Below are 20,350 nucleotides of genomic sequence, written 5' to 3' on the forward strand. Positions count from 1 at the left end.
GACCTCCCGCCAAACTCACAAGGATGCCCCATCACGCAATGCCACGGGACCACTTGTACAGCTGCACCGCCGGCCGATAGACGCACATCACAAGGCCCAGGACCGCGACAAAGTGGAAGAACGCCGCGATGGCGTTGAACGCCACAAAAACGAGGAGAGCAAAATACTGCTCCCCGATGATGAAGCCGCGAAAAGGAATCAAGCTCCGCCACCGCTGGGCCCGTCGGAACCTCGACTCGCCGAGAGCCGTATCGGCGCCCGCGGACGGTGTCTCGCGTGGCTTGAACCGGATCTGTCCGTAGTACTCGAGCAGATACAGGGCGAAGAGCGCCGTCATGGCCCACGCCCACAGGCCCGTTGCGCTCGGGTGCCAGCGCGTGTAGCCGTACGCGAGGCTGAAGTAAATGGCGAACTCCTTGATGCGATCCGCGACTTGGTCCAACCAACCGCCGATGGCGGAAAATTGCTGGCGATATCGCGCCAACTGACCGTCCGCGCAATCGAAGACATAGGAGATTTCGACCAACACGAGCCCGGCGATCACGTCGCCGCGAATGCCCGTTGAAAACCCCACACATCCCAGCAAGCACAGAAATAGCGAGAACAGCGTGATCTGGTTCGGTGTCACGGGCGTGTTGCGCAACAGGTACACGAGCCGGATGGACAATGGATAAAACAAGTAATTCGTCCAGATATCAATGGGCCGCTTTGCACATGCGTCGATGCGCTGCAGCTCAGACATCTCGCTCCGCCCCTTGCGCGGCGAGGAGCCGAGGCACCACACTTTCCACGGCGTACTCATAGTCCTCGGGAAAATCGATCTCGACGCAGGGAAGACCCGTGACGTCCACAGGAACCAAGCCCGATTTGTCTTCCAAATGGTCCAGAGCGTACTCAAAGAACTGCATCTCGTTGCCTTCCACGGCGAGATCGAGCACCTTTTGGCGGAATCGCTCGGCGAATTGACCCGCGAACTTCGCCACGCCGATAAACTCGCCTTCGCACGCCGCGGGATCCAGGTGCTTCCCAATGGCGACAATCTGCCCCGACCGAACCTCCACCTTCACCTCTTCGTCCCTGCACTGTTTCTTGTCGATTGCGAGATAGCCGCCCTCTTGTCCCGGGGCGAGGCGCTCGAGAATGCGCGCGTCGTAGACGACGTCTGCGTTCATATAAAAGAAATCGCCGCGCCAGCCGCGCAACGCATGGCTGAGCGAGAACAGCGTGTTGGTCGACTCATAGGCGGGATTTTCGATGAATCGCACGCTGAAGGCTGGATAGTGCGTCTGGACGTAGTCCTGAACCATCTCTTTCCGGTAGCCCACGACCATCATGACGTCGTGAACGCCGTTTTTGTGAAGCGCTTCGAACTGCCAGTCGATGACCGCCTTCGGCCCCACCGGCAATAGGCATTTGGGTCGATCGTCGGTCAGCGGCCGCATGCGGCGCGACACGCCAGCCGCCAGGATGATTGCGGTCGGTTTCATCTCGGTATTCCCCCATAACCCGCGACTGCATGATGCTTGTCCACGGTTGCCAGAATGGTTCGCCAAAAATGAGCCCGATATATGACTATACGTTGCCGAATCTCAAAAAAACCTCAAAATCCGCACCCCTCGAGGGCGTCTCTCAAACCGCGACGGCGTATGACAAATTCTCGCCTCATGTAAAGTATTCTTACATAAAGCATTGACGTCGATTCGGAACGACTCCTATAATGAGCGCAGTTCAGCGCTGCACAGTGGGAGGAATCGAACTTGACGCCGCGCGATATTCTCGAACTCATGAAGCAGCACGAAGTTCAGATGGTGGATTTTCGCATTGTGGACGTCCCGGGCCGCCAGCATCACGTCACCGTGCCCGCGGCCGAGATCGACGAAGAGGTCTTGGAACGAGGAGTCGCATTCGATGGATCGAGTGTCCCTGGGTTCCGGGGCATCGAAGAGAGCGATATGGTGATGCGCCCGGTGCTCGAGACAGCCTTCTTAGATCCGTTCACGGAGGTCCCGACACTCGCCGTCACGTGCAACGTGTACGAACCGAGTGGGAACCGGTACGAGCGAGATCCCCGTTATATCGCGGAGAAAGCGGAGCAATATCTGAAGTCGACGGGCATCGCGACAACCGCGTACTTTGGGCCGGAGCTGGAGTTCTTTATTTTCGACGACGTCCGGTTCGACTCCACGCAGAGCGGTGCGTTTTACGCCATCGACTCCGAAGAAGCGGTGTGGAACACCGGCACCGGCGCGAAAAACCTTGGCTATCACGTGAAGAACAAGAGTGGCTATTTCCCCGTCGCACCGACGGACACGCAGCAGGATATCCGCACCGAAATGGTGCTCGAATTGATGAAGGCGGGCATTCGCGTCGAGCGGCATCACCACGAGGTGGCCACGGCAGGTCAGGCGGAAATCAACTTCCGATTCGGCACCCTCACCCGCACCGCGGATACGGTCATGACGTACAAGTACATCGTGCGCAACGTCGCCCGCCGGCACGGCAAGACGGCCACGTTTATGCCGAAGCCGATTTTCGGCGACAACGGTTCGGGCATGCACGTTCACCAAAGCTTGTTCAACGGCGACGAACCGCTGTTCTACCGCGAAGGCGGCTATGCGAATCTGAGCGACATTGCGCTCCAATATATTGCGGGCATTCTCTATCACGCGCCGGCGATTCTCGCGTTCTCCAACCCGAGCACGAACTCCTACAAGCGACTGGTGCCTGGGTACGAAGCGCCGGTGAACCTGGTGTTCTCGCGCGGCAACCGCAGCGCAGCCATTCGCGTTCCGGTGGCGGTTGTTTCGCCGAAGACCGCGCGCATTGAGTTCCGCACGCCGGATTGTACGGCCAACCCGTACCTCGCGTTCGCGGCGATGCTCATGGCCGGCTTAGACGGCATTCGCAGAAAACTGGATCCGACGGAACTCGGATTTGGTCCCATCAACAAAAACATCTACGAGCTTTCCGCGGAGGAAAAGGCGCAGATCAAGAGCGTGCCAGGCTCGCTCGGCGAGGTGCTCGACGCGCTCGAAGCGGATCACGAGTTCCTCCTGGAAGGCGGCGTCTTCACGAAAGATTTCATTCGCAACTGGATCGATTTCAAGCGGAACAACGAACTGGCGCCGCTCCACTTGCGCCCGCACCCCTACGAGTTCTCGCTCTACTTCGATCTGTGATGATGAAGAGGCCGCGCGCCCGCTTCTGGGTCGCGCGGCTTCATGTCGTCAACGCGCGCTATCCCTTCTTCGTGCTTCCCCGAAAGCGGCGGCCAGCGCGCAAACGAGCGCGTCGCGGAACATGCCGGATCGGGTGATTCGACCGCCGGTCAACACGCCGATGGCCCCATCCCCGTGGCGAAGCCCCGTCATCCCCATCCACGCGTCCATCACGTCGCCCAGTTCCCTACCGGCGCGAATCCCTTGCGCGATCTCGTCCGGCAGCATCATGCGCAGGCCGCCCCCGACCGCCACCTCGTCGTCGCCGTACGCCACCGCTGCCCAGTTGACGAGCATCATGCCGTGCTCCGTCTCCTCGACGCCGCCTTCAAGTCCCACGCCGACGTGAGCGCCGGTCTCCTTCCTCGCTCGCTTCGCCCGTTCGACGGCTCCGCGCCGCGTCTCCTCGTCTGACAGCGGCTGCGCTCGCACGCCGGACGGGACGTTCACGCACTTCATCTCCCATGAGACGCCGAACGCGTGCAATGCCTGCTCCACCGCGTCTCGCTTCGCGCGGTTCAGCGATCCAAGCGCGACGCGCATCGTCGCTTCATTCCGCATCTTCCACTCACCACCTGCCCGCCTTCATTGTAGCGATCCCGGCCGCCGTGATCGACATGGGACGACCGAATCTCCCATATTCGCAACTTAGCCGATGTTGTATGATAGACATGCGTTCTGGACAGGTCCGGGAGGTTGAAAGGTGAGCCAACAGACGTTGCGATATGACGTGGTCGTGGTCGGCGGTGGAAGCGCCGGTGTTGCCGCGGCGGTGGGCGCGGCGAAGCTCGGGGCAAGGACACTCATTGTCGAGCGCAACCCGTATTTTGGCGGCGCGGCGACGCACGCCTCCGTGCTGACCATCTGCGGCTTGTTCGCCCAACGGGAACCGCTTGAGCCGGTCGTGGGCGGCGTGGGTCGGCGGCTTCTCGAGAAACTGGACGAGATCGGCAAATATTACGGGCCCATTCGAAATCCCGGGTCTGGAAATGTGATTGTTCCCTTAGACGCTGAGGGCACCAAGTTCGCTCTCGACCAATTGATCCTCGAAGCGGGCGTCGAGGCGAGACTCCACACGACCGTCATCGGCTGTGACGTCGAGCGAGACCGAATTCGCGCTATCCACTGTTTCCATCACGGCGGGGTATTCTCCATCGAGGCCACGTCGTTTGTGGACGCGAGCGGCGAAGCGGATCTCGCTTTCATGAGTGGCAACGGCGTCCGCTACGGGGACGAAGAAGGCCGCGTGCAGGCGGGCACCCTGGTGATGCAGTTCGGCGGCGTCTCTCCGGAAGTGCAGCTTCACCGACACCAGTTCACTGCGGCCGTGTGGCAGGCCAAGCGGCAAGGAGACACCGTGCTCACGAAGGACAGAGGCATGGTGGTTCGCCTGCCGGGATCGCAACACGTGCTCGCGCTCTTCGCCGACGAGGCAGTCAACGGGCTGGACAGCGCCAGCCTCACGCAGGCGGAAATGTCGGCGCGCCGGCAGGCGTGGGCCTATCTTGAGGCCTTTCGTCAACATGTGCCCGGGTTCAAGGATGCGTACCTCGTCGCAACAGGCCCGAGTATTGGTGTGCGTGAGACCCGACATGTCGATGGCGAATACCGCTTGACCGGCGAAGAGGTCTTGAATGCGGCAAAATTTGAAGATGCCATCGCTCGAGGCGGATGGCCGGTGGAGATCCACCAGCCCGGCGAGCCGCCCCGCTACCAGCACATTCGGGATCGCGCGTACTACGAGATCCCGCTGCGCTCCCTGAAAGCGCGCGATCGCGCCAATCTCTGGTGCGCAGGGCGGGTCATCGACTGCGATCCGACGGCGTTCGCTTCCGCGCGCGTGATGGGCACGGCGCTCGCCACCGGTCATGCCGCGGGCGTCGCCGCCGCGCTGCAGGCGTCCTACGGCGAGGCGCCGGCGGCCGCAACCGTTCGGGCAGAGTTGCAGCGACAGGGCGCGATGATTTGACACGCAGGGATCCGCAAGCGAAAGGGCCTGCGACGTCAGATGACGATCTGCAGGCCCATGTACACGCCAAACGCCATGACGATGAAGGATAGCCCGGTCACAACCCATCGGTACCATCCGCGCATGCGGTACTCGGGCGGAAGCGCGCGGCGCTCGAGCAGCAACAGGAAGCCGAGGACAATGGGCAACAGGAGCGAATTCATCACCTCGGTGTCCACCGAGAGGTTGATCAAGTTCACGCCGCTGAAGACCAGTATCGCGCCGCCGATGTGCGCCAGGCTGTACACCGCGTAAAACGCCTTCGCGTCCTTCCACCGGGTGTTCAGACTGTGGCGAATGCCCGTGACCTCGCCAATGCCCCACGCGCCCGCAAGCGACACGACGAGTGCGGCCACAAAGCTCGCGCCGAGCATCCCCAGGCCGAAAATCACCTTCGCGGCGGCAGCGCCGAGAAACGGCGTCAATCCTTGCGCGATGTCGCCTACGGTCTCAAGGGGCGTGTTCGGGTGCGTGCGCCCCACCGTCGCCGCGATCATCACGACCACGGCGATCATGATGACCTGCGTCAGTATGGATCCAAAGAACGTATCCCAGCGAGCAAACCGAAGGTCGCGCAGGGTCAGTTTTCGATCCACCACCGCCGACTGCTGATAAAAGATCATCCAGGGCATGATAACGGCTCCCACATTCGCCGCGAGCAGGTACACATAGCTCGGATGGTTCAGCGGCACCGTCGCCAGACCCCGCAGCAACTGATGCCAGGAGGGATGCGCGAGCAGCGCTCCCGGCACCAAGGCCAGCTCAAACAACCCCATGGCGATCCCGACGCGTTCCACGCGCTTGTAGCTCCCCGTCAACGCCAAGGCAATCAGGAGGACGGTCGCGGTGGATACCGTGTAATACGGCGAGATGCCGAACAGTTCTCCCACGCCCGCAATGCCGGCAAACTCCGTGACCAACGCGCCGATAGCAGACAAAAACAGCGTAGACACGGAAATCCAGGCCCATCCGCGGCCGAAGTGATGTCGAATCAATTCCCCGTGTCCGCGCCCTGTGACAAGCCCAAGGCGCACCGTCACTTCTTGCACCAAATAGACAATCGGTATCAAGATCAACTGGGGCAAAACCATGGCGTAGCCCCACACCGCGCCAGACTGTGCGGCTGTAATAATGCACCCTGCGTCGGTGTTGGCGAGCATAACGATGATACCAGGCCCTACCGTAGCAAGGAGCCGCCACCAAAACCCTCGCGCCGCGCGAGGCGCCTCGGCCTGCATGACGTCCGTGTGTCCCATCAAGTCCATTCCTCTCGTTGCAAACACCATCTTGCCGCGGATAGGATATGGGATAGACGGAGTTTGCCCAATCTCTTTTCTATCGTTAGTCTAACCTAACTAGAAACTTGATTGCAACGGTCAACATTCTCTGGAGGTGTCCGCGCATGGCGCAGATCGAAGATTTTCAAAAACTCGACATCCGGATTGGGACCGTCGTGAGAGCCGAGCCGTTTCCCGAAGCGCGGAAACCGGCCATCAAGCTGTGGATCGACTTCGGAGAAGCGATAGGGGTACGCGCCTCGAGCGCGCAAATTACGCGGCGATACACACCGGAGGAACTCGTGGGCAGACAAGTCGTCGCCGTCACCAACTTCCCGCCGAGGCGCATCGCCGGATTTTCGTCGGAAGTGCTGATACTCGGAGGGCTGCCCGAAGAAGGGGATGTCGTCTTGCTCAAACCCGACGTCCCCGTGCCAAACGGCACACCCATCGGATGAGCGGTCGCGTCATGCCCGCTCTCCGGCGGCGGGCGCAGCGCCGGTCCCATCGGCATACGGGTAAAAGTAATGGTAAAACTCGTACATCTGATGTTTGTCATACACTGACGCGTCCGGATCAGGGTTTGGTACGTCGATGACACTGCCGAGCGACGTTCCGTAGCGGCTGAACACGTCGCCGTCAAAATGATAGTCCTTTACATCCACAGATGGATTCGCCATGGGCTGAAACCCTGTGCCAATGGAATTGAACACGATCACGCCTGAAATCACCCATGGACCGGAGACCTTGCGCTCTTCGAGATAGACGGACTGCGCAAGCCACCCACCCATTGAATGCCCCGTCAGCACCACATGAATCGGGGACTGATGAATCGCCTGTGAGGCCCTGTTGCAGGCTAGGATGAAGAACGACTTTGCGGGCGCGAGTTGGTCAATCATGTTGGGAACGCTCAAATAAATTCCGGCGTCCGCAACGAGGTCCATCACGTTGTTCGTCGTCCCTCGGTACGAGATGACGACATCCGACCCTTTCTGGTAAGCCACGGCGTAAAATCCCGCTTGGGACTCCTCGTTGTCGACGGCTAGCACGCGCCATCCCCGTAGATCGGAAAAGAACTCGTTCACCGCCTGGGTATACGTCTCATGCCAGTCCATGCTGTTCACCCGCTCGATTTCGTCGAGGAGGGACTTAGGCCCGCGGTGGACGAGCGCCTCTTCTTCCATCTCGTCGAACGACTGTCCCACTTCCGCCGCCAGATTCACATAAGACAAATCCGTCATTTTCATCAACACGCCGTCATAGATGCCGTTGGTGACATCGGACACCGATAAGGCGGAAGCCGAAGGTTTTACGTCGGGGGCGCGCACAATGGCATTGACGGTCAGAAACCGGAAGGGCACGACGAGCATCGCGGACGCGGCCGTAAACGCGAAGAGTCGCTTCCAAAACGACGGCGATCGCATTCGCTGTGCCTCCTCCCTTCTCCGACGCCAGCAGTATACCATACCCGTCCGGCGAGAGGGCTGTGAGCCGTTCACAAATCCCTGTATATTTGTTGCCACGATCCGACGGATTCAAACAAGAGGCGGGCGCGCCTCAACTCGGGCACGCCCGCCTCATTCATCGATTCCGACCTGCGACGAACTGCATCTATACGTGAAACTTTCTTGTTTTGGACAAAAGGCGATCGGTCAGCAACTGCGAATTCAAAAAGTCCCGCGGACTAATGGTCGGCGTTTGGATGGCATGATTGGACGCGAACGTGAGGAACAAGCGCTTGGGCTTGCCGTACTTTTCAATCACACTCGCCTTCGTCATGCCGTGGCGCGTCATGCAGTGCACGGACGTCAGTTCCTGCAACAGTTCGTTGCAGATCGGACAGGTGACCACGTGGCATTCCCCTTTCGCCGCCTAGCCGAGATTCCGATGCGACAGCCTGAGATTCCCGCGGTGTCATCTTCAAAGGTGCGACAGTTTTATTTTACTCGAAAATATTGACGAAGCTAGGCAACTTCGTGTAAAAATCTCGTGACGAATGGCAAGTGAGGGCGGGGTTGCCCGCCCTGCGTCAGAGCGCGGCCAACGCATCCACGGCGCGATCGAGTTGGACCGCTCTAGAGCCCTTCACCAGCACCACGTCTCCCGGCTGAAGGTACGTGCCGAGAGAAGCCAAAAGTTCTTCCAACGCGTTGAAGTGACGCACTACGGGTACTCCCGCCTCTTCTGCCGCACGCGCCATCTCCACCGCCAATTTGCCCACACAGAGTAGGCGGTCCACGCCGGCCAACGCCACACGGCGACCGACTTCCCGGTGGGCCTGAACGGCCATCTGCCCAAGTTCCAGCATGTCACCGAGCACGGCAACGCGATGCCCTGGCCGCGCGACGCGCTCGAGGACTTCAAGGCTCGCGGCGACGGATGAAGGGCTTGCATTGTACGCATCGTCAATCACGGTCACATCTCTAGCGTCCACCAGACGCAGCCGGCCCCGCTGCGCTTCGACGCGGCCCAGCCCACGCTGAATGTCGCCCAAGGAAATGCCGAGCGACAGCCCAACCGCGATGGCGGCGAGCGCGTTCATCACGTTGTGCTGGCCCAAGAGCCGAATGCGCATGGTTGCCGAACCTTGTGGGGTGTTGACCTTGAAGGCCATCCCTTCCTGCGACCAGGTCACCGACGTGGCGCGGATGTCACACGCTTCGCTCAGCCCATACCACAGGATGCGCGCCGTCGTGCGGTGCTGCATCCGGCGAAGCCAGGGATCGTCTCCATTCAGCACGGCAATCCCGTCTTTCGGCAGGCTCGCGATGAGCTCTGTCTTCGCCAGGGCGATGTTCTCCTGGCTACCCAGGAGTTCGATGTGGTTGTAGCCAATGTGGGTAATGACGCCGATGTTCGGGCGGGCGATGGTGCACAATTCCTCAATTTGCCCCAGGCCGCGCATTCCCATCTCAAGAACCATGGCACGATGCGAGGCATCCCGCTGTAGAATGGTGAGAGGTAAGCCCAATTCGTTGTTCTGGTTCGCCGAGGTGTACACGCACGGGCCGAGCGCGCCAAGCGCGGCTGCGACCATCTCCTTGGTCGTCGTCTTCCCATTCGACCCGGTGATGCCCACCACGGGACCTTCGAATTGATCGCGTTCCCAACGCGCGAGAGCCTGCACTGCCTTCAGGGCGTTTGGGACGCGAACGCACGGCCCGAGCGCCGTCTTGACGTCTTTGGTGACGACGGCTACACTGGCTCCGCGGCGAAACGCCTCGTCGACAAACTGGTGTCCGTCGACGCGCTGTCCCACAAACGCGACAAACGCATGTCCCGGCTGAAGCTGTCGATGGTCAATGGCCACGCCCTTGACGGTGACGTCCGGGGCCTCGTGGAACGCGGGCGTGCCCCCTACCACGTGCACGAAGTTCGCAAGCGACATGGGTGTCATATGGGTTCGTTCCCCTCTACGCACGTTTTAGAAAAGGAGATGTGTGTCTGTGCCAAATCGCAAACTGAGGGTCGGCGTCATCTTTGGTGGAAAGTCCGGTGAACACGAGGTCTCGCTGCAGTCGGCCAAGTCGGTGATGGATGCGCTTGATCCTCTTCACTATACCACGATACCCATCGGGATTTCGAAGGACGGGCGTTGGCACGTCGGGAAGGGTGCATGGAAGGCGCTCGAGGCAAAGCAGCCTGCCGCGTTGCCGAGTAAACACACCCAGAACGGCCCGTCCGCTTCGAAGCGGTTCATCAACCCGGAAATCCAGGGGTTGTCACCTGTAGAGGTCAAGCGGTCGCCCGATTGGCTTCCTCCCGCGCTGGTGAACGAGATCGACGTCGTCTTTCCGGTACTCCACGGCACGTTCGGTGAAGATGGGACGATTCAAGGACTCTTGGAGATGGTGGGCATTCCCTACGTGGGCTCCGGTGTGCTTGCCTCAGCCTTAGGTATGGACAAAATCGCGATGAAACAGATCTTTTCAGCCGTCGGAATCCCTCAGGCGCGCTGGGTGGGTTTCACGCGCGCTTCCTGGGCACAGGATGACGGCCGGATTGTGCGAGAGATTGAGGAGGAACTCGGATATCCCTGCTTCGTCAAGCCCGCGAATCTTGGATCGAGCGTCGGGATCTCCAAAGCTCGCAACCAGCGGGAACTCGTGGAGGCCGTTCATCTCGCCCTGTCGTACGACCGGCGCGTCATTGTGGAGGAGGCCATTGACGCGCGCGAGATCGAAATCGGCATTCTCGGCAACGACGACCCCATCGCGTCTGTGGCTGGCGAGATCATCCCCAAGCGCGAATTTTACGATTATGAAGCGAAGTATCAAGACGGGGGCGCAGAACTTCGCATTCCTGCAGCCCTGTCGCCGGAGGAGCGAAAGGCCGTGGAGTCGTACGCCATCCGGGCCTTCCAGGCCATTGACGGCTCCGGGCTGGCGCGAGTGGACTTTTTTGTCGAAAGGGGAACTGGCCGCGTGTTGGTGAACGAGATCAACACGATGCCTGGCTTCACGCGCTTCAGCATGTATCCGAAGCTGTGGGAAGCGTCCGGGCTGGCGTACGACAAGTTGCTCGACCGCCTCATTGAGCTTGCACTGGAACGACACGCGGAGCGGAGCCAGCTTCTAAGATCGTATGATAAGGCGTAAATATCGAGCGCGGCTGGTTTCCCAGCCGCGCTCTCGTCAGTCGGGAAAGAGTTCATAGAAACTGGCGTATCGCTCGTCGCGCACAGGCTCGCGCGCAGCTGTGCGCGGAGAGGCTGGTCTCGATCTCGGTTTCGGCTGGCCGCCCTGAGAATCGCCCTGCCATTGAGCCTGTCTCTCGCGGTATTGCGCGCGGTACTGCTCGAGATCTTGTCGCGAACGAACGTTGTTCTTTTGCCAGTTGTACAGCACCCGATCGATGTAGCGAAAACTGTATTTGTTGGCCAACACACTTTCCTTCAACGCTTCCACGACGAGCCACTCGGGATAGCCGTGCTCGCCAAGCCACGCCCTGAGTTGATCGCATTCCAGCGAAGAGAGAGGGCGGCCGAATTCTTCCTCGAACAGGCTGACGAGATCCTTCTCGACAGGCGGAGGCTGCACCACGCGCCGGCGCCCTTTCAGCTTGTCCCATAGCGGTTGGAGATCGAAATAGGTCACGTGCGCTCCCTGATCGTCGTACCGTTCGCCAATGGCGAGGAATCCCTCCGTGACGAGTCGCTCCACACACGCCATGACCTCTTTGCTCGACATGCCGCAGCGCTCGCCCAATTCGTGCGGAGACAGTTCCGTCGTGCCCTCCGTCTGGCCGCTCGCGAGGATCTGCAACAGCACGACGAGCTCATGCGGGTGCAGGCCGAGCTGGGCGAAGCGCCGCAGAAGGTCGCACGGCACGGCGACAAACGGGGCACTTAAGTAATCGCTGTTGCCACCTTGCCGGCCCGAAGGTTCCATTCGCTCGCCTCCCCTTGTGCTTACGGCGCCATTCGGTAGAGCATGCGGGGAAACAGAATCGCTTCTCGGACGTGATCCAGCCCACAGATCCATGCAATCGTCCTTTCCAGGCCGAGGCCGAATCCGGAATGCGGCACGGAACCGTAGCGCCTCAGATCGAGATACCATCCGTAGGTCTCTTCCGGCAACCGATGTTCCTCAAAGCGCGTTCTCAGCAACTCGTAGTCGTGAATGCGCTGGCTGCCCCCGATGATCTCGCCGTAGCCTTCGGGAGCCAACATGTCGGCGCAGAGCACCACTTCAGGCCGATCCGGATCCGGCTGCATGTAAAAGGCCTTGAGCTTCGTGGGATATCGCTCGATGAACACCGGCGTGTCAAACTGTTCCGCGAGCGCCGTTTCATGCGGCGATCCGAAGTCGTCACCCCAGGCGATGTCGAACCCGTGTTCCCGCAGCCAGCCAATTGCGTCGTCGTACGAGATGCGGGCAAAAGGCGCCCTCACTCGCGCTAACCGCGCGATATCTCGACCCAACAGTTCGAGTTCCGGCGTGCAGCGGTCAACCACCGACTGCACCACGTGCTCGACGAGGGCCTCCTGCACGCGCAGATTCTCGTCGTGCTCGACAAAGGCCATCTCGGGTTCGACCATCCAAAACTCAATGAGATGTCGTCTCGTCTTGGATTTCTCCGCCCGGAAACACGGTCCGAAGCAGTACACTTTCCCCAGCGCCATGGCCGCGGCCTCCATGTACAATTGGCCGCTCTGCGTCAGGTAAGCCGTGTCGTCGAAGTAGCGCGTCTCAAACAGCTCCGTGGTGTCCTCGCACGACGCCGGCGTGAGGATGGGCGCGTCCACGCGCGTAAACCCGTTGTCGTCCAAAAACGCCTGGATGGCGCGCTCGATCTCGGCGCGAATGCGGAGAATCGCCCGCTGCCGCGGCACGCGGATCCACAGATGGCGATGGTCGAGGAGAAAGTCGATCCCGTGCTCCTTCAGCGCGATGGGATACTCGTGCGCCAACTGCACGGGCTCGATGTGACGGACGTCAATCTCGTATCCTCCTGGTGCGCGCGCGTCCTGGCGCACCGTGCCTTCGACGACCAGCGACGATTCCTGCGTGAGCGCATCGCTCGCCGCGAACGTCTCATCCGACACGTTCGACTTGACCACCACGCATTGAACGAGGCCTGTCCCGTCCCGGACCTGGAGAAAGTGGATCTTGCCACTCGAACGCTTGTTGTACAGCCATCCCCGCAACCGCACGTCCTGACCGACGTGATCGGCGAGTTGGCGAACCGTGGTCCATTCAGCCACGCCGTTTCCCCCCATGCACGTACAAACGCGATACGCACCGATTATAGCAGAAAAGCGCAGGGGCTTGGCTTCCCCTGCGCCAGCATCCAGTCGTCACTCGCTTGCCGTGGTTATGGCGGACGTGAGCTCGGCCGGCGCGAGTCCGTTCAGCCACTGGCGAAACTCGGCTCCATCCACGCTTTCCTCGCGCACGACTTGCTTCGCGAGGCGAGCAATCTCGCCTTGATACGGCCGAAGCAAATCCCGCGTCGCCCGCTCCCGCTCGGCGAGAATGAAGCGCACTTCGCGCTCAAGGAGTCGCTCGGGCAGGTGCTCTTCATCCACGATGCCGAGCCTGGACAGCCCACACCTCACCATCGTCCGCGCCAACTGAGACGCCTGTTGAAAATCGTTCTGCGCCCCCGTGCTTCGGTTCCCATATTGGAGCTCTTCGGCCAGACATCCGGCCAGCGCGATATCGATCTGCTGTTCCAACTGGTCTTTCGTGTAGAGATACTGGTCATCTTCCGGGATCTGACGAACAAAGCCGAGCGCGCGTCCCCTCGGCGCGATGGTGATGTGAGAGACCGCGCCTGGCCGCAGAAGCTCGGTCACGATGGCGTGTCCAATCTCGTGGACCGCCACGCGCTCCAACTCCTCGTCGGTCGGACGCCGCCCCGTCTTTTCGCCCATCAGGACCTTGTCGACCGCGTCTCGGAACATCTCCTGCCGGATCACGGACTCGCCTTTTCGCAGCGCCATGATGGCCGCCTCGTTGACCACCGCTTCCAGCTGGGCCCCGGAAAACCCGAAGGTTTCGCGTGCGATGTGTTCAAGGTCGACGTCCGGCGCCAAGGGCTTGTTTTTCGTCTGGATTCTTAGAATGTGCAGGCGCCCCTCTTTATCCGGCAGATCGACGCGAATTTGCCGGTCAAAGCGACCCGGCCTGAGCAGCGCCGGATCGAGCATATCCGGCCGGTTGGTAGCTGCCATGACGAGCACGAATGGATGTTGCGACGTGTTCATGCCGTCCATTTCGGTCAGCAACTGGTTCAGCGTCTGGTCATACTCTTGATGGCTGTGTTGACCGCGCCGCCCACCCACCACGTCGATCTCGTCGAGAAAGATGATGGCGCTGTCCTTGTTTTCTCGCTTCGCGAGCGCGCGAGCTCGGCGAAATAGCTCGCGCACGCGGCTCGCGCCCACGCCCACGTACATCTCGACGAATTCGGAGCCCGACGCGGACAGGAACACCGAATCGGTGTAGGTGGCCGCGGCTTTCGCCATGAGCGTTTTCCCTGTTCCAGGAGGTCCCGTGAGCAGAATGCCCTTAATCGGACGAATCCCGAGTTGTGCGATGCGGTCCCGATACCGCAAGAAGTCCAGCGCCTCCATCAACTCCCGCTTAGCGGATTCCTGCCCGCCGATCTCGTCAAACGACACGTTCGGCCGAACCGACACATCTCGTCCGGCAGGCGCCTGCGCGTTGCGCCGGTCCAAGACCACCCACAGCATCGCTCCAAGTCCCGCGAGGAAGAGCACCGGGATAATCTGAATCACGTGCAGCATGCCTAAGAAGGCCACCACGGCGATCCCGGTTCCAATCAGCCATTCGCGCATGGTCATGACGTCGCACCTCCCGCGCGCGACGCGTAAGGAATCACGCGATACAGGTAGTAGGGGCCTTTTTGCAACTGTAGGTAAATATAGGAATTATCCATGGTCAAGCGGTAGGCCATGTGGTACGACTTCGCCAGGCGCGCCACGTCGGCGGCCATTTGGGTATAATCCTCCTTGGCGATGCCTTGTTGGATCTCGAGCTCGAACGCGCTCTCGAAGATCTGCGTGAGCGGCCCCTCGTGCGCATCGCCAATGCGAACACTGACGTTCGTTCCAAGTTTGCGCTCTATTTCGTCGGATATGGCATCGTAGGTCAGCTGAAGGTCGCCTTCCTTCAGCGTCTGGAAGGGCCCCAGTTGGATCACCACCACATCCGGGCTTCCCGTCGTAATATCCACCTTTTCCACACCAGCGACCGACTGCAGGCTTTGTTTGAGCGGAATCAGCAAGTTATAGTGTTGATAGGCCTGCCAGCCGCCGATGAGAAGCGCGAGCATCAGGAGCGCCGTCACAAAGATCGGCACAATGCGGATGCGAGACAAAGACCTCGCCCCCTTCTATCGCTGGTCTGTGCGGCTGCTGAGACCAGTATAGCACGCCGTCGAACATGTGTTCAGCCGCACTTGTTTCCCGCGCTTCCAGCCCTTCAAGAATGGACAAGCACATCCTGCCACAAAAGTTGTCCCGTCGTAGCATTGAAATAGAAAAAGGCCAGGCGCCCGTTCGAGCGTCCCATGACCTCGTAGACTGCAGTTCCAGCTTTGGCCCAACTCGGAGCCTCCTCGTCGCTCGCCACGTAGCCAAGCGTGACGGACTGAACGTCGATGCCGCGCGCCAAAGCTCTCTTTTTCACCTCGTCCGCGGGGAGGACCGACGTCGAGGGCAGCACAAAAGCTCTCCGCATCGCGGGAATGTAAAAAGCATACCACGTCCGTCCGAAGCTATCTTGGCCCCGGAACACATCCTCCACGCCCGCTGCGGTGAACACGCTGTACGATTCCAACCGGTCGAGAGGCGTGTGATCTAACACGTAGGTCGCCGCCTGTTGTTCGGCTTGCCAGTAGGGGCTCAACAAGTTCCAAAAGTACATAAGAACGCCGATGCCGATCACGACCATCGCGATCGGCACCGAAGTCCATACGATCCTCCGCTTGGTCATGTGGCATCCGTCCGGTAAATCGTGATCTGCACTTTGTCGGGATGTTGCTCCGACTTGGCCATTCCAAAGATGACGTCCTTGTCTTTCAGGTTGCGATTTAAAAAATCAATGAGGCGGTACAGATCTTCCGAATTTGAACACACCATGGTCGCGTAGACGCTCCATTTCGAATCCAAACCATTCCACCCACCGTTATGAACGAGATATCATGTTTTGTAAGAATTCATCATTTGTGAAGTGGTATCTCAAAGGGGTCAAACTCACCTTGCCCGACCTCACCACACCGATATCCACGAGGCCCTCTCCAACCTCGTCAATGATATCCCCTCCATAACGATACACCTCGTGCCCTTCCACGTCGAGTTCGCGCGAAAAAACATCATGGTACCTGCGCACGCCGAGATCGCACCACACGATATCCGCGCGAGTCCATGTCTTCTGACCAACGAAGGGAATATTGGCGCTGAGGAAGGTGTCCGCGGGCAGATCGAGTTCGATGGCGAGTTCGATGAGCAAGCGACACGCCTCTTGTGCCGAGGCAAAGTCGAACGGCGGGCCGACGTGGGACAGCGCGAGCGCCTTCACCCCTTGCAAGGCCGCCTCGCCCGCGATGGCCACCGTACCTGAATACAGCACATCGGTCGCCAGGTTGGCGCCGGCGTTGATCCCCGACAGCACGAGGTCGAAGGGGCGCTCGGCGTGCAACACGGCGAGTGCCCATTTGCAACAATCGACCGGCGTTCCCGAGAGCGCGAACGCATCGGACGCCCCAGGAACCTCGCGCCGCTCCACCCGAATGGTGCGGTGAAGACTGATCCCATGACTCGAGGCGCTTCGCTGCCGGTCAGGAGCGGCCACGACGACCTCGCCAAAAGCCGACGCGATTTCGACCAACGCGAACAGCCCCGCGGCCTGGATGCCATCGTCGTTGCAGATCAACATGCGCATGACGGCGTTCTCCTCTCTCATCACCTCACGCCTCATACGACCGCGGCGCGTCGCTCATACTTAGAAGTACGATACTGGGAGGTGGGCATATGACTGAGCGCGAAGAGGCGCTTCCTCCGTGGACGAATCGTACGTCCTTGCGTGACGACGTCCGCCGCTTCGTGTTTGAGGCCTACATGGATATCGCCCTGGCCGACATGCTGGACGAAACCAGCCTTGTGGAGCCCGACGTCGACAACACGGTGGAACGCGATTAAGCGCGTGTCAACAAGTCCTTGAGGCGCGCCGCTTCGTACCGAATGCGCTCCACGTCAAGCGCCGTGGGCTCTCGGTTTTGGAGCACCCATTCGCCCGCGACGATCACGTCCCGAACGTCGTCAGCGCCGGCCGCATACACCAAATCCGAGAGCAGATCGTGGGACGGCGTGAAGTGCGGCGAGCGTGCGTCGAGCAACACCATATCGCAGACGGCTCCGGCTCGAAGCGTGCCATGGCCTTCAGGCAGGAAGAGGGCACGCGCGCCAAATTCTGTGGCGAGTGCAAACGCGGTGGCAGCATCGATGGATGTCGCATCTTCACGGACGCCCTTGTGCAGCGTCGCTGCAAGGCGCATTTCCTCAAACATGTCCAGGTTGTTGTTGCTCGCCGCGCCATCCGTGCCAAGGCCCACAGTCACGCCCCGGCTTAGCATGTCGGGGAGCGGCATAATGCCAGAACCGAGCTTCAGGTTGCTCTGCGGATTGTGAGCCACGCGGACGTCGTGCGCGCACAAAATTTCGATGTCGTTCTGCGTAGCGTGCACACAGTGCGCGGCGAGCGTCGGCACCTGGAAGAGCCCGGCGCGCTCTGCCAAACCAATGGGCGTGAGCCCTTCCTGCGATAGAAATTGATCCACCTCACCGCGCGTCTCGCTCAGGTGAATCTGGATACCGACCCCGAGATCGGCGGCGAGATCGGCGATTTGCGTCAGGAAAGGCTCAGGGCAGGTGTAGGGCGCGTGCGGACCCAGCGCTACCTGAATGCGCCCGTCCGCTGTCCCATGCCATGTCTGTACAAACGCGCGGCTCGCCTCGAGCTTTTCCACCTGAACCTCAGGCTCAGCAGCGGCTAGGCCAATGGACAAAAGTGCCCGCATGCCCGACTCCGCCACCGCCTCCGCGGCGTGATCCATCATCATGTACATGTCGGCGTAGGCGGTCGTTCCGGACAACAGCATCTCCCAGCACGCGAGCTGCGTTCCCCAGTACACGCATTCCCCCGTGAGGCGCGCTTCAATCGGGAAAATGCGCTCCTGGAGCCAAGTCATGAGCGGCAGATCGTCGCCGACGCCGCGAAGCAGCGTCATCGCCGCGTGGCCATGCGCGTTCACAAGGCCGGGAATGGCGATTCGGTCGCGCTTTCGCCATCTCCGCACCACAACTTCGCCGGGCTCCGGTTCGTAGGCGCCCTCTCCATGGCGGACGATGCGGGAACCTTCAATCACGAAGTACGCGGGACCCCGATAGACGGTATGACGATCCACGACAGCGCCGCCAACCTCGAGAACGGTGACGGATCGTTCCTGTGCCATTTGCGTTCATCCTTCCCATTCGCCTTGGTCCTCTTCAACGCTTGCCCCAAAGTCGCGCGAGCGACTCCTCGTAAGGCGGCAGAGCGACGCCGCGTTCGGTGATGATGCCCGAGATGAGGTGACCTGGCGTGACGTCAAACGCCAAGTGCTTCGCCGAAGCGCCTTCGGGCGCGATGGGCCTCCCCATCCAATGCGTGACTTCGTCCGCGCTGCGCTCTTCAATCGGGATGTGATCGCCTGACGGAATCGACAGGTCAAGGGTCGTGGTGGGGGCCGCCACGTAAAACGGGATGCCGTGGAACGACGCCAGGACCGCGAGCGTATAGGTGCCAATCTTGTTCGCCGTGTCTCCGTTTCGGGCAATCCGGTCCGCTCCGACGATCACCGCGTCGATCCAGCCGAGCTTCATCGCGAACCCTGCGGTGGAATCCGTGATGATGTCAAACGGGATGCCCTCTTCCAGCAGTTCGTACGCCGTGAGGCGCGCGCCCTGAAGATACGGCCGCGTCTCGTCCACGTACACGTGCTCCAGCGTCCCCGCCTCGTGCATGGCCCGCAGGATGCCGAGGGCGGTCCCATACTCGACAGTCGCGAGGGAACCCGTGTTGCAGTGCGTCAACACGCGTCCCCCGTGTTCGGCGACCCACTTCGCGCCCAGTTCACCGATGCGGCGATTCGTCTCGATGTCGCGCTCCGCGATGGCGACGGCGCGTTGGTACAGCGCGTCCGCTTCCGATCCCGGCGGCGCCTCCTCGAGCGCTGCCATGAGCTCGTCGACGGCCTGCATCAGATTGACGGCGGTCGGGCGCGCGGTCTTCATCCATGCCGCGACTTGCGGCAACCGGGACCGGACGTCGGCCGGCCCGAGCCGCCTCGCCTCGAGCGCGAGGCCGAACGCGGCCGCAGCGCCGATGGCCGGCGCGCCTCTCACCTGCATCGACCGAATGGCCTGATAGACGTCCTCAGCGGTGCGGCACGTCAGCCAGACCTTCTCATGGGGCAACCGCGTCTGGTCGAGCAACTCCAGCCTGTCCGGCTGGTATCGGATGGCCCTCACGCTTCACTCTCTCCCCTAAGCGGCACTTGGCCGCCCACCGCCGAGCCGCACGCACAATCCCGCACACCGGTATCCCGCGCGATATAGGCAAAGAACAGGCGCCGGATGTCCGCCACGTTCTCCCGCATCGCCTCGAGGACCTCCTCGTGGGAGAGCGGCTTCGCCGCCATCCCAGCCGCCCAGTTGGTGACCATGCAGACCGTCGCGTAGCACATCTCGGCTTCCTTTGCCAGTGCGGCCTCCGGCATGCTGGTCATGCCCACCACGTCGCCGCCGAGGCGCGCGAACAGCGCAATTTCCGCCTTCGACTCGAACCTGGGCCCTTCCGCGCAGACGTAAACGCCGCCGTGGTGCACGCGAAGGCCGAGATGGCGCGCGGTCTCCACCAGGCCTTTCCGCACGCGCGCGCAATAAGGGTCCGAAAAGTCGATGTGCACAACCGGCCCGTGCTCGAAAAACGTAGAAGGCCGTCCTTTGGTCCAGTCGATCACGTCGTCGATCACGACGAGATCGCCCGGGCGAAACAGGCGGTTGAGCGAGCCGACAGCGGCCGTTGCCAGCACGGTCTCGACGCCCAGTTGCTTCAGGGCCCAAATGTTGGCTCGATAATTGACACGGTGCGGAGGGACGCTGTGGCTGCTGCCGTGGCGAGGGAGAAAAGCGATCTCCTTGCCTTCATACGTCCCGAGTGTCACCTCGACGTCCCCGTACGGGGTATGTACACGTTCGCGCGTGGCGCCGGGCAGATCGCCAGGCTGGTACACGCCTGTGCCACCGATAATGCCGTAACGCATGACGAGTTCCTCCA

22 protein-coding genes are annotated in these 20,350 nt (G+C 61.0%); 5 read left to right on the forward strand and 17 right to left on the reverse strand.

Features of this window, described 5'->3' with window-relative positions; genetic code table 11:
• Window positions 1-31: 31 nt before the first annotated feature.
• Together AC27E8_RS07145 and AC27E8_RS07150 are read right to left on the reverse strand one after the other, a co-directional pair.
• Window positions 32-742 carry a CDP-alcohol phosphatidyltransferase family protein gene (locus AC27E8_RS07145; RefSeq protein WP_487098718.1) on the reverse strand — a complete coding sequence of 237 codons (711 nt, stop codon included), beginning with the start codon at window positions 740-742 and terminating at the stop codon, window positions 32-34.
• On the reverse strand, window positions 735-1,487 hold the full coding sequence (locus AC27E8_RS07150; RefSeq protein ID WP_487098717.1) for a phosphocholine cytidylyltransferase family protein: 753 nt from the start codon (window positions 1,485-1,487) through the stop codon (window positions 735-737). The genes AC27E8_RS07145 and AC27E8_RS07150 overlap by 8 nt, the downstream gene beginning before the upstream one ends.
• Window positions 1,488-1,757: 270 nt before the next feature.
• On the opposite strand from AC27E8_RS07150, the gene glnA reads away from it, so the two are divergent.
• A complete protein-coding gene (gene glnA / locus AC27E8_RS07155; protein ID WP_014464326.1) occupies window positions 1,758-3,179 on the forward strand; it encodes a type I glutamate--ammonia ligase in 1,422 nt (473 codons plus the stop codon).
• A 48-nt stretch (window positions 3,180-3,227) separates the two neighbouring features.
• Here glnA and AC27E8_RS07160 read toward each other — a convergent pair whose 3' ends face one another.
• Complete coding sequence (locus AC27E8_RS07160) at window positions 3,228-3,779, reverse strand: DUF84 family protein (protein WP_487098716.1); 552 nt, start codon at window positions 3,777-3,779, stop codon at window positions 3,228-3,230.
• 142 nt (window positions 3,780-3,921) lie between these two features.
• On the opposite strand from AC27E8_RS07160, the gene AC27E8_RS07165 reads away from it, so the two are divergent.
• Window positions 3,922-5,187 (forward strand): FAD-dependent oxidoreductase, encoded by a 1,266-nt coding sequence (locus tag AC27E8_RS07165; protein ID WP_487098715.1) that lies wholly within the window; start codon window positions 3,922-3,924, stop codon window positions 5,185-5,187.
• Window positions 5,188-5,222: 35 nt separating this feature from the next.
• Here the strand turns inward: AC27E8_RS07165 and AC27E8_RS07170 are convergent, their stop codons facing one another.
• Entirely contained in the window at window positions 5,223-6,482 is a 1,260-nt protein-coding gene (locus tag AC27E8_RS07170; RefSeq protein WP_487098768.1) for an NRAMP family divalent metal transporter, read from the reverse strand.
• Window positions 6,483-6,628: 146 nt separating this feature from the next.
• Here AC27E8_RS07170 and csaA point away from each other — a divergent pair, with 146 nt between their 5' ends.
• Complete coding sequence (gene csaA, locus AC27E8_RS07175; RefSeq protein WP_487098714.1) at window positions 6,629-6,961, forward strand: chaperone CsaA; 333 nt, start codon at window positions 6,629-6,631, stop codon at window positions 6,959-6,961.
• A gap of 9 nt (window positions 6,962-6,970) precedes the next feature.
• Here csaA and AC27E8_RS07180 read toward each other — a convergent pair whose 3' ends face one another.
• The 3 genes from AC27E8_RS07180 to AC27E8_RS07190 form a co-directional block, all read right to left on the reverse strand.
• The gene (locus AC27E8_RS07180) at window positions 6,971-7,927 is read right to left on the reverse strand and encodes an alpha/beta hydrolase family protein (RefSeq protein WP_487098713.1); all 957 of its coding nucleotides are present in this window, start codon (window positions 7,925-7,927) and stop codon (window positions 6,971-6,973) included.
• A gap of 187 nt (window positions 7,928-8,114) precedes the next feature.
• A complete protein-coding gene (locus tag AC27E8_RS07185; RefSeq protein WP_008338149.1) occupies window positions 8,115-8,354 on the reverse strand; it encodes an RING finger protein in 240 nt (79 codons plus the stop codon).
• 178 nt (window positions 8,355-8,532) lie between these two features.
• Window positions 8,533-9,900: a UDP-N-acetylmuramoyl-tripeptide--D-alanyl-D-alanine ligase gene (locus AC27E8_RS07190; protein ID WP_487098712.1), complete on the reverse strand. Its 1,368-nt coding sequence runs from the start codon at window positions 9,898-9,900 to the stop codon at window positions 8,533-8,535.
• 49 nt (window positions 9,901-9,949) lie between these two features.
• Here AC27E8_RS07190 and AC27E8_RS07195 point away from each other — a divergent pair, with 49 nt between their 5' ends.
• Window positions 9,950-11,101 (forward strand): D-alanine--D-alanine ligase, encoded by a 1,152-nt coding sequence (locus AC27E8_RS07195; protein ID WP_487098711.1) that lies wholly within the window; start codon window positions 9,950-9,952, stop codon window positions 11,099-11,101.
• 36 nt (window positions 11,102-11,137) lie between these two features.
• Here the strand turns inward: AC27E8_RS07195 and AC27E8_RS07200 are convergent, their stop codons facing one another.
• The 7 genes from AC27E8_RS07200 to surE all read right to left on the reverse strand — a co-directional run bounded on the left by AC27E8_RS07200 (window position 11,138) and on the right by surE (window position 16,915).
• Window positions 11,138-11,893, reverse strand: a complete 756-nt coding sequence (locus AC27E8_RS07200; protein WP_487098710.1) for a DnaD domain protein — start codon at window positions 11,891-11,893, stop codon at window positions 11,138-11,140.
• 20 nt (window positions 11,894-11,913) lie between these two features.
• Window positions 11,914-13,209: an asparagine--tRNA ligase gene (asnS, locus tag AC27E8_RS07205; protein WP_487098709.1), complete on the reverse strand. Its 1,296-nt coding sequence runs from the start codon at window positions 13,207-13,209 to the stop codon at window positions 11,914-11,916.
• Between the two features lie 93 nt (window positions 13,210-13,302).
• Entirely contained in the window at window positions 13,303-14,814 is a 1,512-nt protein-coding gene (locus tag AC27E8_RS07210) for an ATP-dependent metallopeptidase FtsH/Yme1/Tma family protein (RefSeq protein WP_487098708.1), read from the reverse strand.
• The gene (locus tag AC27E8_RS07215; RefSeq protein ID WP_487098707.1) at window positions 14,811-15,350 is read right to left on the reverse strand and encodes a hypothetical protein; all 540 of its coding nucleotides are present in this window, start codon (window positions 15,348-15,350) and stop codon (window positions 14,811-14,813) included. The genes AC27E8_RS07210 and AC27E8_RS07215 overlap by 4 nt, the downstream gene beginning before the upstream one ends.
• A 104-nt stretch (window positions 15,351-15,454) precedes the next feature.
• Complete coding sequence (locus tag AC27E8_RS07220) at window positions 15,455-15,967, reverse strand: PepSY domain-containing protein (RefSeq protein ID WP_487098706.1); 513 nt, start codon at window positions 15,965-15,967, stop codon at window positions 15,455-15,457.
• Complete coding sequence (locus tag AC27E8_RS07225; RefSeq protein ID WP_012810959.1) at window positions 15,964-16,143, reverse strand: YpmA family protein; 180 nt, start codon at window positions 16,141-16,143, stop codon at window positions 15,964-15,966. Before AC27E8_RS07225 ends, AC27E8_RS07220 begins: the two co-directional genes overlap by 4 nt.
• Window positions 16,144-16,159: 16 nt before the next feature.
• Complete coding sequence (gene surE, locus AC27E8_RS07230) at window positions 16,160-16,915, reverse strand: 5'/3'-nucleotidase SurE (RefSeq protein ID WP_487098705.1); 756 nt, start codon at window positions 16,913-16,915, stop codon at window positions 16,160-16,162.
• An 89-nt stretch (window positions 16,916-17,004) separates the two neighbouring features.
• Between surE and AC27E8_RS07235 the strand changes: the two genes are divergently transcribed.
• Complete coding sequence (locus AC27E8_RS07235; protein ID WP_487098704.1) at window positions 17,005-17,172, forward strand: hypothetical protein; 168 nt, start codon at window positions 17,005-17,007, stop codon at window positions 17,170-17,172.
• On the opposite strand, the gene AC27E8_RS07240 is transcribed toward AC27E8_RS07235, so the two are convergent.
• Genes AC27E8_RS07240 through mtnP form a run of 3 tightly spaced genes read right to left on the reverse strand, consistent with a single transcriptional unit; the run spans window position 17,169 to window position 20,336 of the window.
• Window positions 17,169-18,485 (reverse strand): amidohydrolase, encoded by a 1,317-nt coding sequence (locus AC27E8_RS07240; protein ID WP_487098703.1) that lies wholly within the window; start codon window positions 18,483-18,485, stop codon window positions 17,169-17,171. The two genes, AC27E8_RS07235 and AC27E8_RS07240, sit on opposite strands and share 4 nt — an antisense overlap.
• 34 nt (window positions 18,486-18,519) lie before the next feature.
• On the reverse strand, window positions 18,520-19,542 hold the full coding sequence (gene mtnA / locus AC27E8_RS07245) for an S-methyl-5-thioribose-1-phosphate isomerase (RefSeq protein WP_487098702.1): 1,023 nt from the start codon (window positions 19,540-19,542) through the stop codon (window positions 18,520-18,522).
• Window positions 19,539-20,336 (reverse strand): S-methyl-5'-thioadenosine phosphorylase, encoded by a 798-nt coding sequence (mtnP, locus tag AC27E8_RS07250; RefSeq protein WP_487098701.1) that lies wholly within the window; start codon window positions 20,334-20,336, stop codon window positions 19,539-19,541. The genes mtnA and mtnP overlap by 4 nt, the downstream gene beginning before the upstream one ends.
• Window positions 20,337-20,350: the final 14 nt, after the last annotated feature.

The sequence above is a fragment of the Alicyclobacillus sp. CIJ1 genome (genome assembly GCF_057538885.1).

Coding starts and splice junctions, on each gene's coding strand:
- AC27E8_RS07170 (WP_487098768.1), bottom strand. CDS start 6,482: ATGGGACACACGGACGTCATGCAGGCCGAGGCGCCTCGCGCGGCGCGA.
- AC27E8_RS07180 (WP_487098713.1), bottom strand. CDS start 7,927: ATGCGATCGCCGTCGTTTTGGAAGCGACTCTTCGCGTTTACGGCCGCG.
- AC27E8_RS07235 (WP_487098704.1), top strand. CDS start 17,005: ATGACTGAGCGCGAAGAGGCGCTTCCTCCGTGGACGAATCGTACGTCC.
- AC27E8_RS07240 (WP_487098703.1), bottom strand. CDS start 18,485: ATGGCACAGGAACGATCCGTCACCGTTCTCGAGGTTGGCGGCGCTGTC.
- AC27E8_RS07210 (WP_487098708.1), bottom strand. CDS start 14,814: ATGACCATGCGCGAATGGCTGATTGGAACCGGGATCGCCGTGGTGGCC.
- AC27E8_RS07150 (WP_487098717.1), bottom strand. CDS start 1,487: ATGAAACCGACCGCAATCATCCTGGCGGCTGGCGTGTCGCGCCGCATG.
- csaA (WP_487098714.1), top strand. CDS start 6,629: ATGGCGCAGATCGAAGATTTTCAAAAACTCGACATCCGGATTGGGACC.
- AC27E8_RS07220 (WP_487098706.1), bottom strand. CDS start 15,967: ATGACCAAGCGGAGGATCGTATGGACTTCGGTGCCGATCGCGATGGTC.
- surE (WP_487098705.1), bottom strand. CDS start 16,915: ATGCGCATGTTGATCTGCAACGACGATGGCATCCAGGCCGCGGGGCTG.
- AC27E8_RS07200 (WP_487098710.1), bottom strand. CDS start 11,893: ATGGAACCTTCGGGCCGGCAAGGTGGCAACAGCGATTACTTAAGTGCC.
- mtnP (WP_487098701.1), bottom strand. CDS start 20,336: ATGCGTTACGGCATTATCGGTGGCACAGGCGTGTACCAGCCTGGCGAT.
- AC27E8_RS07145 (WP_487098718.1), bottom strand. CDS start 742: ATGTCTGAGCTGCAGCGCATCGACGCATGTGCAAAGCGGCCCATTGAT.
- AC27E8_RS07160 (WP_487098716.1), bottom strand. CDS start 3,779: ATGCGGAATGAAGCGACGATGCGCGTCGCGCTTGGATCGCTGAACCGC.
- AC27E8_RS07190 (WP_487098712.1), bottom strand. CDS start 9,900: ATGACACCCATGTCGCTTGCGAACTTCGTGCACGTGGTAGGGGGCACG.